This window comes from Sphaerimonospora cavernae, from assembly GCF_042435035.1.
In the GTDB taxonomy this organism is placed as follows: domain Bacteria; phylum Actinomycetota; class Actinomycetes; order Streptosporangiales; family Streptosporangiaceae; genus Sphaerimonospora; species Sphaerimonospora cavernae.
In genome coordinates this window covers 222,458-236,009 of record NZ_JBHMQT010000044.1, presented here as the reverse complement: position 1 = coordinate 236,009, position 13,552 = coordinate 222,458, and the positions used below count along the sequence as shown (strand labels likewise).

At 67.7% G+C, this 13,552-nt stretch carries 11 protein-coding genes; 6 read left to right on the top strand and 5 right to left on the bottom strand.

Going from position 1 to position 13,552, the window contains the following annotated elements:
• Positions 1-16 precede the first annotated feature (16 nt).
• From ACFHYQ_RS21165 to ACFHYQ_RS21155, 3 genes are read left to right on the top strand one after another with little or no spacing between them, the layout of a single operon-like run.
• Positions 17-1,780: a carbamoyltransferase C-terminal domain-containing protein gene (locus tag ACFHYQ_RS21165; protein ID WP_394302866.1), complete on the top strand. Its 1,764-nt coding sequence runs from the start codon at positions 17-19 to the stop codon at positions 1,778-1,780.
• Positions 1,777-2,550, top strand: a complete 774-nt coding sequence (locus ACFHYQ_RS21160) for a phosphotransferase (RefSeq protein ID WP_394302865.1) — start codon at positions 1,777-1,779, stop codon at positions 2,548-2,550. Before ACFHYQ_RS21165 ends, ACFHYQ_RS21160 begins: the two co-directional genes overlap by 4 nt.
• Before the next feature lie 21 nt (positions 2,551-2,571).
• Positions 2,572-3,324, top strand: coding sequence for a hypothetical protein (locus ACFHYQ_RS21155; RefSeq protein WP_204017723.1), 753 nt, complete (start codon positions 2,572-2,574; stop codon positions 3,322-3,324).
• A gap of 83 nt (positions 3,325-3,407) precedes the next feature.
• Here ACFHYQ_RS21155 and ACFHYQ_RS21150 read toward each other — a convergent pair whose 3' ends face one another.
• Together ACFHYQ_RS21150 and ACFHYQ_RS21145 are read right to left on the bottom strand one after the other, a co-directional pair.
• Entirely contained in the window at positions 3,408-5,123 is a 1,716-nt protein-coding gene (locus ACFHYQ_RS21150; protein WP_394302864.1) for a GMC oxidoreductase, read from the bottom strand.
• Positions 5,124-5,403: 280 nt separating this feature from the next.
• On the bottom strand, positions 5,404-6,960 hold the full coding sequence (locus ACFHYQ_RS21145) for a succinic semialdehyde dehydrogenase (RefSeq protein ID WP_394302863.1): 1,557 nt from the start codon (positions 6,958-6,960) through the stop codon (positions 5,404-5,406).
• A 105-nt stretch (positions 6,961-7,065) separates the two neighbouring features.
• On the opposite strand from ACFHYQ_RS21145, the gene ACFHYQ_RS21140 reads away from it, so the two are divergent.
• From ACFHYQ_RS21140 to ACFHYQ_RS21130, 3 genes are all read left to right on the top strand, one after another.
• Positions 7,066-9,021: a beta-propeller domain-containing protein gene (locus ACFHYQ_RS21140; protein WP_394302862.1), complete on the top strand. Its 1,956-nt coding sequence runs from the start codon at positions 7,066-7,068 to the stop codon at positions 9,019-9,021.
• Positions 9,022-9,099: 78 nt separating this feature from the next.
• Positions 9,100-9,384 (top strand): type II toxin-antitoxin system Phd/YefM family antitoxin, encoded by a 285-nt coding sequence (locus tag ACFHYQ_RS21135; protein WP_394302861.1) that lies wholly within the window; start codon positions 9,100-9,102, stop codon positions 9,382-9,384.
• A complete protein-coding gene (locus ACFHYQ_RS21130; protein WP_394302860.1) occupies positions 9,381-9,656 on the top strand; it encodes a type II toxin-antitoxin system RelE family toxin in 276 nt (91 codons plus the stop codon). The genes ACFHYQ_RS21135 and ACFHYQ_RS21130 overlap by 4 nt, the downstream gene beginning before the upstream one ends.
• Positions 9,657-9,736: 80 nt before the next feature.
• On the opposite strand, the gene ACFHYQ_RS21125 is transcribed toward ACFHYQ_RS21130, so the two are convergent.
• The 3 genes from ACFHYQ_RS21125 to ACFHYQ_RS21115 all read right to left on the bottom strand — a co-directional run bounded on the left by ACFHYQ_RS21125 (position 9,737) and on the right by ACFHYQ_RS21115 (position 13,545).
• Positions 9,737-11,215 carry an AAA family ATPase gene (locus ACFHYQ_RS21125; RefSeq protein ID WP_394302859.1) on the bottom strand — a complete coding sequence of 493 codons (1,479 nt, stop codon included), beginning with the start codon at positions 11,213-11,215 and terminating at the stop codon, positions 9,737-9,739.
• Positions 11,216-11,300: 85 nt separating this feature from the next.
• Positions 11,301-13,022, bottom strand: coding sequence for a glycerol-3-phosphate dehydrogenase/oxidase (locus tag ACFHYQ_RS21120; protein ID WP_394302858.1), 1,722 nt, complete (start codon positions 13,020-13,022; stop codon positions 11,301-11,303).
• A gap of 130 nt (positions 13,023-13,152) precedes the next feature.
• The gene (locus tag ACFHYQ_RS21115) at positions 13,153-13,545 is read right to left on the bottom strand and encodes a nuclear transport factor 2 family protein (RefSeq protein WP_394302857.1); all 393 of its coding nucleotides are present in this window, start codon (positions 13,543-13,545) and stop codon (positions 13,153-13,155) included.
• Positions 13,546-13,552 lie beyond the last annotated feature (7 nt).

Sequence of the window (13,552 nt, the reverse complement as noted above, 5' to 3'; positions counted from 1 at the left end):
GAAAGAGAGGCACACTATGGAAGACGGGCTCTACATCTCCGCGTACATCGCCCCTCCAGGAAGCGCCCCCGGCGAGAATCGATCATGGGTCCGGCATGACCAGAACATGTCCGCCTGGCTCAAGCGAGGGACGGCGGTGGAGCTGGTGGCGGTCTGGGAATTCGAGCGCATCTCCGGCTATAAGCACCATGGTGTGGCCTTGAAGAACAAGTCGGCCTTCCACGAGTTGCTGAGCGAACTCCTCCATGGCGTCGGATTGCGGATCAGCGACGTCAAGGACATCTGGGGGACTCCCGGACTGGGCTCGGGCGCCCATGACGTGGTCGCCACGGCCGTGCCCGACCTGCCGTATCACAGCCGCTGCCACCTGCTGGGCGGAATGCTCTCCGACACCCGCCACTTCTTCGAGGGCCGGGTACTCGGCCTGGCTGTCGACGACACCCCGGACTCGGTGGTCCAGCGCAAGCCGCAGAACTGGTATGTCGGTGGCTACGCCGACCACGGTTCGTTCGAACTGTTCCCGATCCCCTCTCCGGCGAAGCTCTACTCCGCAGCCTCACGGGCCTTCCGGATGCGCGAAGGAACCCTGATGGCATTGGCCACCGCGAGCAGCGCCAGGCTCGCTCCCGATATTGGCGATCCGTTCACGGGCCTGGAGATATACAGCCGCCACCTGGCAGATGGGCGCGACGCGGACGAGGAGATCGCCCGGCGGCTGGAGCAGTTGGTGGATCAAGCCGGGCACGAAGGATTGGAGGACATCGACGATCGATTCTCGACCGCCGACAGCATCGCGAGCGCAGTGATGAAGGCCGTTCAGCAAACGAGCGTCGATTTGATCGCTCAGACGATCGAACGTGCGCTTGACCGGTTCGACATCGACCCTGCCGACACCGCCCTCGCCATCACCGGCGGATACGCGCTCAACTGTCCGACCAACAGCGCGATGATGGACCGCTTCGGGTTCGCGACGTTCCTGGAGACGCCCTCGGTGAGCGACTGCGGCCAGTCGATCGGCCTCGCCCTGGCCCAGTTCCTGCGCCGCTTTCCCGATGGGTTCTCCTTCCAGTTCCCCGGGGCCTACCTGGGAGGAGACACCGGCCGGCCGGAGAAGATGATCGCCGAATTCCGCCCCTACATCTCCTCGGTGACACCGTACGCGAAGGAAACGGCGGTCGCGGACCTGATCCGCGGGCCGGTCGCCTGGGTCCAGGGCCGATCGGAGGTCGGGCCGCGTGCCCTGGGGCACCGCAGCATCCTCGCCGACCCACGGACCCCAGCCTCACGGGACATGCTTAACGCACTGAAGAGGCGGCAGTGGTGGCGGCCGGTGGCACCGATCGTCTTGGCCGACCAGATGCCGACATGGTTCGACGGTGACCGCATCTCCCCGTACATGCTGCAGACGTTCACCGTCAGTCCGGATCGCGGTCACCTCATCCCGGCGGTGGCCCACCTCGACCGCACCGCTCGCGTGCAGACGGTCTCTCCCTCCGACGACGTCGGCTTGTATGAGCTGATCAGCGCGTTTGCCGCGCAGACAGGCGTGCCTCTGCTCTGCAACACTTCACTCAACGACCACAACGAGCCGATCATCGAGACCGGGGCGCAGGCGATGAACTTCTGCCTTCGCAAAGGGCTCTCCGTCCTGTACTTGGACGACGTCCGGATCGAGATCGACAACCATGAGGCGTATCCCGTCCGATGCCCTTTGCCACGGCGGACATCACTGTTTCCGACACCCACCCCGGGTGCCGATCATCGAGAGGACCGGCGATGACCGACGAACTGCTCGGCGGCTATCACTCCGCTCCCGTGCGTCACGGCGACACCGTGGTGCGAGCCGCCGGCGCGTGGAGTCCGAACGTCCAGGCACTGCTGCGCCACTTCGAACGTGTGGGGTTCACCCAAGCACCGAAGTTCCTGTCCACCGACGACGCGACCGAGACGCTCAGCTACATCACGGGTCAACCCGGCACCTACCCGCTCAACGAGCAGCAGCGTTCAGACGAGGCGCTGACGCAGGTCGCCCGCACCATCCGGGCCATGCATGACGCCACGACCGGGTTCGTGTCTCCCGAGCCCGGCAATTGGCAGTACCGCACCACGATCCCCGCCGACGTCGACTGCATCGGCCACAACGACCTCGGACCCTACAACGTCGTCTACGACGGGGCCAGGGTGGCAGCGATCATCGACTGGGACTTCGCCGGGCCGTCGAACCGGATCTGGGACCTGTGCTACGCCGCCCACCGATTCGTCCCGCTCTCCGCGCCCCGCTCCACCAAGGCGTTCGGCTGGGACCTCGTGCCCGACCAAGCCGCACGGCTGCGGTTGTTCGCCGACGCCTACGGGCGCGGCGTTACCCCGGCTGAGCTGCTCGACCTGCTCATCGTCCGACTCTCCTCCATCGCCGCCTATATCGAGACGAAGATCCGACTGGGCGATCCCTGGTTCGACCGCCAGCGCGACGAACGGCACACCGACGCCTACCGGGAGGACATTCAGTACATCCTCGCCAATCGCGAACACCTGCTGGGCTCTGGCTGAGGCGTGTCGCGGACCCCATCCATGAACAGATTCGTCGTCTTCTGCCAGGCGCGCACCGGCACCCACCTGCTCCGCACGAGCTTGGAGCAGCATCCGGGGGTGCGCTGCGCCTGGGAGCCGTTCAACGACAAGGCCGTCCACCACTTCCCCTATGATCTCACCACGCCGGCCCGGAGCATCCTTCGGATGCTGTGGCGAGAGGAGCATGGCGTACAGGCCGCCGGGTTCCCTCTCCACCTCGGCCACGGGCGCGGCGGCCGGGCGTGGAGCGAGGTATGGGAGCTGTTGGCGGAGGATTCCTCCCTGGCCCGGCTGCATCTGTATCGCAGGAACCTTCTCGAACAGCTGGTGTCCCACACGCTCGCGCTCCGCACTGGGAACTGGATGGTGGAGGCGGACCAGGCCGTCTCACAGCCGAGCGCCGTCACGTTCGCTCTCGATGCCAAGCACTGCCATGACTGGTTCGCCTCCACCGCCGAGGCCGTGCTTGCCCAGCAGCGATCGATGCCCGACAACGCGCTCACCATCACCTACGAAGACCTGGCACAGGGCTTGAACGCCGTCCTGGCCCGGGTGTTCAGGAGGCTGGGCGTGACACCGGTGAAGGTACAACAGAAGATCAGAAAGCAGGGCAGGCCAGCGACTAAGACGTTGGAGAACTTCGAGCAGTTGCGCGACGCTTTCTCGGCCACCCCCTGGCAGTCCTTCTTTGACGGCATGAACGAGCACACCTGGGACGCTGAGATCTTCCAGATTGACGGGCTACCGCAATGATGAGCGCATTCCCCAGGTAGATCTGATGGACAGAGCACCTCTAGCGTGGGCAGTATCTCCGCCAGCCGCAGATGCCCGCCCTGTCACTGCCAAGGTCCTGACAGATCACCGGCTCCAGAGCCCGGGCTGTGGGTGATCTCCGCGATGGGTAGGCGGAGCGCGCCCGGCGCGGAGGCCGGAACGACCGGACGGGCCGGCGCGATCGGCGAGAGCCGTACGTAACCGGAGCCGAGCGCGGGACGCGGATCGCGATCACCCTTGTTGGGCCAGAACGCCATGGCCCGCTCCGCCTGGGCGGTAATGGTGAGCGAGGGGTTCACCCCCAGGTTCGCGGAGACCGCCGAGCCGTCCACGATGTGCAGCCCCTCATAGCCGTACACGCGGTGATAGGGGTCGATGACCCCGGTGTCCGGCGAGTCGCTGATCGCGCAGCCGCCGAGGAAGTGCGCGGTCGCGGGAATGTCGAACAGGTCGAGCCAACTGCCCCCGGGTATGCCGCCGATCTCCTCCGCCGCGTGCCGTACGGCCTCGTGACCGGCGGGGATCCAGGTGGGGTTCGGCTCGCCGTGGCCGGGTCCGGCCCGCAGCCGGCCACGTCGTGCTGTGACGGTGATGGAATTGTTCTTGGCCTGCATGACCAGAGCGACGATCGCGCGCTCCGACCACCTGCGGAGGTTGAACAGCCGGGGCAGTATGTGGGGCCGCCGGAGGGCCGCCCCGAGGAACTTCAGCCAGCGCGGCACCCGTCCGTCCCCGTCGACCAGCAGGGTGCGCAGCGCGGCCATCGCGTTGGAGCCGTCACCACACCGGACCGGTTCGATGTGCGTCTGCGGGTCGGGATGGATGGATGAGGTGATGGCCACGCCGCGGTTGAGTTTCTCGCCCTTCGCCGTAGGGCGTTCGAAGGTGAGCAGAGCCTCGGAGTTCGTCCGGGTGAGCACGCCCAGCCGCGGTGACAGCCGGGGCAGCGTGGTCGCCCTGAGCCGATGGAGCAGGTGCTGGGTTCCGTACGTCCCGGCCGCGAAGACCACCTGGCGGGCGGTGAGCGTGCGGGTGCGGCCGAACGGGCCGGTACGGCGGACCGCGATCTCGTAGCCGCCCTCCACCGGGCGGACGCCGATGACCGTGGTCTCGGGATGGACCTTCGCCCCGGCCTGCTCGGCCAGGTAGAGGTAGTTCTTGATCAGCATGTTCTTGGCGCCGTGCCGGCAGCCGGTCATGCACTCGCCGCACTCGGTGCAGCCGCGCCGGCGCGGTCCCACCCCGCCGAAGTATGGATCGTCTACCTCCACGCCGGGCTCGCCGAAGAAGACGCCGACCGGGGCGAGATGGAAGGTGTCGCCCACGCCCATCCGTTCGGCGACCTTGCGCATCACCTCGTCGGCCGGGGTCATCGTGGGGTTGAGGACCGCGCCGAGCATCCGTTTGGCCTGGTCGTAGTAGGGGGCGAGCTCGGCCTTCCAGTCGGTGATGTGGCTCCATTGGGGGTCGGTGAAGAACGGGTCGAGCGGTTCGTAAAGGGTGTTGGCGTAGACGAGGGAACCGCCGCCGACTCCCGCTCCGGCCAGCACCATGACGCCGCTCTCACCTCGCAGGACGTGGATGCGCTGGATGCCCTTCAGACCGAGCGCGGGAACCCACAGGAAGTCCCTGGCCCGCCAGGAGTTCTTCGGTAGCGATCTTTCATCGAAGCGCCGACCGGCCTCGACGACGCCCACCGAATATCCCTTCTCGGTCAGCCTGAGCGCCGCGACGCTCCCCCCGAACCCCGACCCGATGACGACAACGTCGTAGTCCATGTCCCCCTCCCACCTCCCGTGATCTTGCAGTTTCTCGCAGACGACCCATCCGACCTGGCATTTTCCCTCTTGTGATCTTGCAGTTACTCGCAGGGCATCCACCCGACCTGGCGTTTCCCTCTTCGTGATCTTGCAATTGCAAGATCACGAAGAATTGAAACCCAGGTCAAGCATGGCGCATGCGAGTAACTGCAAGATCACGAAACCTCTTTCCCCAGCTCAAGCCATCCTTCTGCGAGAATTCGCAAGATCACGGCGGGGGTGGGTTGGGGGTTTTGGGTTATTTGAGGTGGAGGCGCTTCATCGTCTTGAGGACGACGGCGAGGGTGTCGGCGTACTTCTCGTACGTCATGCCGAGGATCGGCTCGAATCCCAGCCAGGTGGCCTGGCTGGCGATGGTCTGGCTCTCGGTGTACTTGAGCAGTCCCTCCGTCCCGTGACGGCGGCCGAGGCCCGACGCCTTCATCCCGCCCATCGGCGCGTCATGCGATCCCCAGGCCGAGGCGTACCCCTCGTTGATGTTGACCGTGCCGGCCGTGAGGCGGGCGGCGAGCGCCCGCCCCCTGGTGAGGTCACCGGTCCAGATGGACGCGTTCAGGCCGTACGGCGTGTCGTTGGCCTTCTCGGCGGCCTCGTCCTCATCCGCGAAGCGGTAGATCGAGACGACCGGGCCGAACGTCTCGTCGCGGCAGACGGACATCTCCTCGGTGACCCCGTCCAGGATGGTCGGCTCGTAGAACAGCGGGCCGAGATCGGGTCGCGCCCTGCCCCCGGCCAGCACCCTGGCCCCCTTGTCCACGGCGTCGGCCACGTGCGCGGACACCGCCTCAAGTTGCCGCCGGTAGGTGAGCGAGCCCATCTGCAGGTCCCAGTCCAGGCTCGCGCCGATCTTCATGTTCCGCACCGTCCGCGCCAGTTTGTCGCAGTACGCGTCGGCGATCGACTCGTGCACGTAGAGCCGTTCGATCGAGATGCACAGCTGGCCGGCGTTGGTGAAACAGGCCCGGATGGCCCCTTGTACGGCCACGTCCAGGTCGGCGTCGTCGAGCACGATCATCGGGTTCTTGCCACCGAGCTCCAGTGAGCAGCCGATGAGCCGCTTGGCGGCCTCCTCGGCGATCTTCCGACCGGCGCGGGTGGATCCGGTGAACGCCACGTAGTCCGCGCCGTCCAGCAGCGGATCGCCGATGTCGGCCGGATCGCCCAGCGCCACCTGCCAGATGTCGCGCGGCATGCCCAGTTCGACGAGCAGGTCGATCGTCCACAGCACGGACAGCGGGGTCTGCGTGTCCGGTTTGTGCACCACCGCGTTCCCCGCGATCAGCGCCGGGGTCACGTCGCTCACGCCAAGCGCCAGCGGGTAGTTCCACGGGCTGATCACAGCGACCACGCCCTTGGGATGGCGCAGTTCGGTGGCTCTGGTGGCGATCGGGAAGATGCCCTGCCGCCGATGCGGCGACAGCAGCCCCGGTGCGCGACGCACGAAATAGAGCGTGCAGCCCGCGGCGTCGAGCACCTCTTCGTACGCGTGCCGCCGCGCCTTGCCCGTCTCCCACTGCACGATGTCGAGCAGCTCCGCCCGGCGGTCGAGCATCGCGTCGTGCAGGCGCAGGAACGGCTCGATCCGCTCCCTGATCGGCAGCGCCGCCCATGCCTCCTGCGCCGCCCTGGCCCTGGCATGGGCCGTACGGACGTCTTCGGCTGTGGAGACCGGGACCTCGGCCAGCGGCTCCCCGGTGAAGGGCGCCGGGATCTCCTTGGTTTTACCCTCTGAGGCGACGTGTTTGAGGACCCGATCGACCATCGCGGCGTCGAGTGCCCGAATCGTGGCAGCCATGCCGGAAGAATATTCCGGTGTCGAAAACCTGGCTACTGATCGGTAAGAAAACCTTCAAGACGACGGAACGGCGAACCGGCGGATCTATCGATCCGTGGTAGGGGCATGAGGACATTGATGCGTACGGCGGGCGTTCTCGCCCTCGCCGGACTGCTGACCGCGGCATGCTCCGGAGGCCGTACGGCACCGCCATCCGGCCCGGCCGAGCCCGCGCCGGTGGACCTGACCGGCCAGATCAGGCTGGTTTCCTATACGAACTGCGACGAGATGCTCAGCGGGTTGCGTGCCGCCACGGCGGAACACGTGACACCGTGGGGCCTCGACACCATGGTTCCGATGTTCGCCCGGGAGAGCGTGGCCGCCGGCAAGCAGCTGCCGACCGCCCTTTCCGACACCGGCGGTCAGCCGTACTCGACCACCAACGTGCACGAGTCCGGCGTGGATGAGCCGGACCTGGTGAAGACCGACGGCAAGCGGCTGGTCACCGTCAACCGGGGCGTGCTCCGCGTGATCGACACCACGACGCGGCAGGTCACCGGCACGCTGCGACTCGTTCCCGAGGAGCAGAGCTGGGCCCCGGCCGACCTGCTCGTCTCCGGGGACCGCGCGCTCGTGCTGTTCGAGGGCGGCGGCATCGTGCCGTTCGGTGCGATGGCGAAGGCCCGCCCGGGGCCGACCGGCCCGCGCTATGCGCTGGTGGACCTCTCCGGGGAGCAGCCGAAGGCGCTCGGCGCGATGACCGTCAACGGCTCGCACGTCGACGCCCGCCAGGTCGGGGCGACCGTACGGATCGTCGTACGGTCCCAGCCGGAGATCGCCTTCCCCCGGCAGGAGCCGGAGACGCCCGAGCCGAAGCTGCTCCAGCGCAACCGCGAAGCGGTGCTGGCCGCGCCCGTCGACGCGTGGCTTCCGTCCTACGAGATCGAGTCCGGCGGCGTGAGCCGTACCGAACGGGTGGGCTGCGACCGGGTGAGCCATCCGGCCGAGTTCACCGGAACCTCGATGCTGACCATCCACACCATCGACCTGAACGGCGAGCTCACCGCTGACGGGCCGATCAGCGTGGCCGCCGACGGCGACACCGTGTACGGCACGCGGAGCAGCCTCTACGTCACCAGCAACCCCCGATGGTGGTTCGGCGGGCCGGCGGCCTCCGGCGAGGCACGTGCGAGCGGGGCGGCCGAACCGCCGGAGCGTACGGAGGTGCACCGGTTCGACGTCAGCGGGACCGGCACGCCGCGGTACGTCACCTCGGGGAGCGTGCCCGGACGGCTGCTCAACCAGTACTCGCTGTCCGAGAACGCGGGCGACCTGCGGGTGGCGACGACCAGCGGCGCCGAGGTGTTCGGCGCGAGCCCCGGCAAGAGCGAGAGCGGCGTCTACGTGCTGAACGCCGACACGCTGACCCAAAAGGGTGAGGTGACCGGACTGGGCCGGGGCGAGCGGATCTACTCGGTCCGTTTCATCGGTGACCTCGGTTACGTGGTCACGTTCCGGCAGACCGATCCGCTGTACACGCTGGACCTTCGCGATCCGGCCGCGCCGAAGGTCACCGGAGAGCTGAAGATCACCGGCTACTCGGCCTATCTCCATCCCGGCGGTCCCGGACGGCTGATCGGCATCGGTCAGGAGGCGGACAAGCAGGGCCGCGCGCAGGGCACCCAGATTTCGCTGTTCGACGTGGCTGACCCGGCGCAGCCCCGGCTCCTGTCCCGCTTCCACCAGCGGGACTCGGGCTCCGAGGTCGAGTGGGACCCGCATGCCTTCCTCTACTGGGAGCCGTCCCGCCTGGCCATGCTCCCGCTCATGAACTGGACCGGCGACGGCCCGAACGGGAGCGCGGCGCTGGTCCTGCGGGTCGGTGACGACGGCATCGCCAAGGCCGGTCTGATTGAGCACCCGGCGGCCCCGAAGCCGCAGCGCACCGACTTCGCCCCCGCCGACCAGGGCATCCGGCGCTGTGTCGTCATCGGCGACAGCGTGTGGACGGTCTCCGACCTCGGACTCAAGGTCAGCGCCATCGACAACCTCGCCGACCAGGCCTGGATCCCCTTCACCTGACCGATGTCGTACGGCTCCCGCCCCGGGCGACGGGAGCCGTGCTGGAATCCCATCACCGACTTGTCTATAATTCTGTACATGTCAGCGACAGTAGTTCCTCTGGCGGACGCACGTGCCCGCCTATCCGGCATCGTCGAATCAGCAGGAAGCACACACGAGCGTTTCACGATCACTCGCAACGGCGTGCCCGCTGCCGTGCTTCTCTCGGTAGACGACTATGACACGATGCGCGAGATGATCGAGATCCTCGCCGATGACGAGACAGTGGCCGCTATCCGGGAGGGACTGGCCGACCTGGCGGCCGGGCGGGTGTACTCCCAGGCTGAGGTGGAAGCCGAGCTTCGCCGGTCCGGTCGTCTGTGAGCGAGCGGTACGAACTCCGGCTCACCTGCCGGGCCAAGCAGGATCTCGCCGAGAGACTGCCGGCTAAGATCGTGCCTGCCGTGTGGGAGTTCATCACAGGACCGCTTCTGGACAACCCCCATCGCGTGGGCAAGCCACTGGACGAGCCTCTGGCCCCGCAGTGGTCGGCGCGTCGAGGCGACTACCGCGTGCTGTATCTGATCGACGATGGCCAGGTCGTGGTCCAGGTGGCCTCTGCTCAGCATCGGACGGATGCTTACCGGTCGCGCTGAATCTCGGTCACGCCGACGAGTACGCTCGCTGAAAGTTGTTCCTACCGGTCCCACCCCTCGTCGATCAGACGCACTCCATGTCAGGCCTGGCCGTACAGCATGGGCAGGTCCACGAGGAGGACGGCGGGGTCCTTGCGGGCCTCGGCCCGGAGGTCGCCGTCGAAGCCGGCGCCGCTGTAACAGGCCAATGTGGTTCCGGAGGTGTCGTAGCCCTTGGCCGACAGCAGGTCGCGGGCTCGGCGGAGGCGTTCCAGGTGGCGCAGGCCCATCACCTTGTCCCACTTGGCCTCGCCCAGGGATCTGATCGTCCGGGACTCGCCGGGGTAGGCCGGGCCAAGGACGGCCACGTCCACGTCGATCTGGGTCTTGGCCGCGGGGTCGGCCACCGTGCCGGCCGCGATCTCGCCGATGCCGCCCTCACCGAAGTGCTCCCTGCCATAGCGCAACGCGTACTCCCGGCAGAGCGTCTCGAAATGCGGCCCCATCACCTTGGACAGGAAGCGCTGCCGGGAGCGACGCCAGACCTCCTCGCCGAGGCCGAGGCCGAGGTCCGTCCACTCCGGACGCATGATCGCTTGATAGAAGGTGATGAGCGGTTCCGCGATCCGGTAGCGCGTCCGTCCCGATCGGAAGGCGTCCTTCTCCTTGACCAGCAGCCCGCAGTCCTCGAGGACATTGAGCGGATGGGCGATATCGGATGATTTGTAGCCGATGTGCCCCGCGATGCCGCCCCAGGTGTTGTTCCCCTCCGCGACCGCGGAGAGAACCGAATGGTAAAGGGCGGGGTCACGGATGTCGGACTCTTCCGCCAGCAGGTAGCGGCCTTCACGGAAGAGAGACGTCCGCCGATCGAGGACCGTGCGGACCACCCATCCGTCGAAGTCCTCGGCCGACGTCGGCCGGTCTCCCAGCACGAACTCGTCCCGGTAGGCCGGGGTGCCGCCGACGATCGCGTGGAGCATCGCCGCCAGGCGTGGATCGTCCGACACGCCCCAGAACTCGGCGGCGTCCCGGTAGGGCAGAGACTGGACCACGAGCTCCAGACGGGCCCGCCCCCGCAGCGGGGCCTGACCGGCGAGGATCTTGCCCATCACCGACAGCGCGGAACCGCAGATCAGCACCCGTGCGTTGCTGGTTCCGCCATGTGTGCGGCCGCGCAGATCGATCTCCTGCTTGAGGATGGACGGAAGCGCGGGGTTCGCCTTCATCAGATACGGGAACTCGTCGATGATCAGTGGCATCGGACGGTCCCTGGGCAGCGAGAAGAAGAAGGTGAGCGCGTCCCGCCAGTCCGCGAACGGGTAGCCCACCGGGGAGCCGGTGTGCCTGGCCAGCGCCATCCCGAACAGGCGGAGCAGCTCGATCTCCGTGCCCTCCGTCGCCTCGAAGTAGAAGCCTCCGAGAGCCTCGGCCAGGTTCTTGAGCAGGAAGGTCTTGCCCTGCCTGCGCCGACCGCTGACTACGCCGAAGGCGACCTCCGCCTGAGCCCCGGTCGCGAAGGAGGTCAGCGCCTCCCACTCCCAGTCCCGGTCGAAGATGTGTCCCGGTTTGGCCACCATCGAGCGATCACCTCGCTACTGAAATACAGTTCGCTTAACCGTATTTCAGTGGCTGCCGAGCCTGCATGGTGTTCTCGACACGGGGTCAGGCTATGGGGACGATCTCGGGGGCGCCGAGACGGATCGCGTCGGCCTCCTGGTCGGAGTCCTGCTCCTGGGAGGCCCGCTCGGCCTCGACGCGCTTGGTGTAGTAATCGACCTCGCGCTTGATCTGGTCGGCGTCCCAGCCGAGCGGTCCCGCCATGAGCTCGGCGGCCTCCTGCGCGACCGCCACGCCCCGGTGGAAGGTCTCGATCGAGATCCGGGTGCGCCGGGTCAGCGCGTCGTTGAGGTGCCGGGCGCCCTCGTGCGTCGCGGCGTACACGATCTCGGCGCGGAGATGATCGTCGGCGCCGGTCAGCGGCCGGCCGAGCGAGGGGTCCCGATCGATGAGCGCCAGCACCTCGTCGATCATGGACCCGTAGCGTCTGAGCAGGTGCTCGATCCTGGCGACGTGCAGGCCGGACGAGCCGGCGAGACGGTGGCGGGAGTTCCACAGCGCCTGGAAGCCCTCGGCCCCGACCAGCGGCACCAGGTGCGTGCAGGATTGCGGCACCCGCTGGTCGAGACCGTGGGCGACCGCGTCCACCGCATCGGCGGCCATCACCCGGTAGGTGGTGAACTTGCCGCCGGCCACCATGACCAGTCCGGGCACCGGATGCGCGACCACGTGCTTGCGCGAGAGCTTTGAGGTCTCCTCCGACTCTCCGGCGAGCAGCGGCCGCAGCCCGGCGTAGACGCCCTCGACGTCGTCCCTGGTCAGCGGGACCGACAACACGGAGTTGACATGATCGAGCAGATAGTCGATGTCGGCCCGGGACGCGGCCGGTCGCGCCTTGTCGAGCGTCCACTCGGTGTCGGTCGTCCCGATGATCCAGTGGCGGCCCCACGGGATGACGAACAGCACCGACTTCTCGGTGCGCATGATGATCCCGGTGAGGGAGTGGATCCGGTCGCGGGGCACCACCAGGTGGATGCCCTTGGACGCCCTGACGTGGATCTGGCCGCGTCCCCCGACGAGCTGCTGGATCTCGTCGGTCCACACCCCCGTGGCGTTGACGACCTGGCGGGCGCGCAGGTCCAGCTCGGCGCCGGTCTCCAGATCGCGTACCCGCACGCCGGTGACCCGCTCGCCCTCGCGCAGGAAGCCGATCGCCTGCACGCGTGAGGCGATGTGCGCGCCGTACGTCGCGGCCGTCCTGAGCATCGTCATCACGTAGCGCGCGTCGTCGACCTGGGCGTCCCAGTACTGCACGGCCCCGCTGAACGCGGACCGCCTGAGCGCGGGGGCCACCCGCAGGGCGGCCTTCCTGGTCAGGTGCCGATGCCCGGGCACCCCGCGCCCGGCGCCGAAGGAGAAGCCGAGCGTGTCGTAGAGGATCATCCCGGCTCCGATGTACGGCCGTTCCCAGCCGGGACGGGTCAGCGGGAACAGGAACGGCACCGGCCGCACCAGGTGGGGGGCGATCCGCTGCAGGAGCATCGACCGCTCCCGCAGGGCCTCCCTGACCAGGTCGAAGTCAAACTGCTCCAGGTAGCGCAGCCCGCCGTGGACCAGCTTGGACGACCGGGACGAGGTCCCGGAGACGAAGTCCCTCGCCTCCACGAGCCCCACGGACAGGCCGCGGGTCGCGGCGTCCAGGGCCACCCCGGCCCCGACGACGCCACCGCCGATCACCACTAGGTCGAGTTCCTGTGACTCCATCCGCGCCAACGCGGAGGCGCGTTCGGCGGGGCCGAGCCGCGCCGCGCCCATCCTCACCGACATAGGGCTCCCTCTGTACGGCTTTTCGCCTCTGCCGTGGTAAATCTACCCGCGAGTAGCGCGCCGGGAATCCTGGTTAACTTCCCCTTTCCCAAGGATCTACCCAAATGTCGGTTATTACGCAGACCTGCTGCTACCGCATGGCTTGGCGCACCAGGTGGGAGTCGGTCACCTGCTCGAAGCGCACGATGCGCCCGTCTCGCACCTGCCAGAAATGAGCGAACCGCACCGTCATCGACTTGCCCGTCGCCCGGTATGTGCCCGTGTAGAGCCCGAGCGTCACCACGTTGCCGTCACCGCCGTCGATCACCTGCTCCGGCGTCGCGTCGAACCCGTCCCAGTCCGCGCCGAGCCGGCCGAACACCTGCTCGCGGATCTCGTCCAGGCCCACGTACGTGCCCGCGTACGGGAAGCCGGCCATCTCGGTCCAGCTCATGTCGTCGGCGAAGTCGGCCAACATGCCGTCGAGATCCCCACGCGCCGAGGCGGCGTAATGCGCTTCGATGATCTCCCGGTTCGTCGCCATGCTCATC

Coding starts and splice junctions, on each gene's coding strand:
- ACFHYQ_RS21165 (WP_394302866.1), top strand. CDS start 17: ATGGAAGACGGGCTCTACATCTCCGCGTACATCGCCCCTCCAGGAAGC.
- ACFHYQ_RS21160 (WP_394302865.1), top strand. CDS start 1,777: ATGACCGACGAACTGCTCGGCGGCTATCACTCCGCTCCCGTGCGTCAC.
- ACFHYQ_RS21155 (WP_204017723.1), top strand. CDS start 2,572: ATGAACAGATTCGTCGTCTTCTGCCAGGCGCGCACCGGCACCCACCTG.
- ACFHYQ_RS21150 (WP_394302864.1), bottom strand. CDS start 5,123: ATGGACTACGACGTTGTCGTCATCGGGTCGGGGTTCGGGGGGAGCGTC.
- ACFHYQ_RS21145 (WP_394302863.1), bottom strand. CDS start 6,960: ATGGCTGCCACGATTCGGGCACTCGACGCCGCGATGGTCGATCGGGTC.
- ACFHYQ_RS21140 (WP_394302862.1), top strand. CDS start 7,066: ATGAGGACATTGATGCGTACGGCGGGCGTTCTCGCCCTCGCCGGACTG.
- ACFHYQ_RS21135 (WP_394302861.1), top strand. CDS start 9,100: ATGTCAGCGACAGTAGTTCCTCTGGCGGACGCACGTGCCCGCCTATCC.
- ACFHYQ_RS21125 (WP_394302859.1), bottom strand. CDS start 11,215: ATGGTGGCCAAACCGGGACACATCTTCGACCGGGACTGGGAGTGGGAG.
- ACFHYQ_RS21120 (WP_394302858.1), bottom strand. CDS start 13,022: ATGTCGGTGAGGATGGGCGCGGCGCGGCTCGGCCCCGCCGAACGCGCC.
- ACFHYQ_RS21115 (WP_394302857.1), bottom strand. CDS start 13,545: ATGGCGACGAACCGGGAGATCATCGAAGCGCATTACGCCGCCTCGGCG.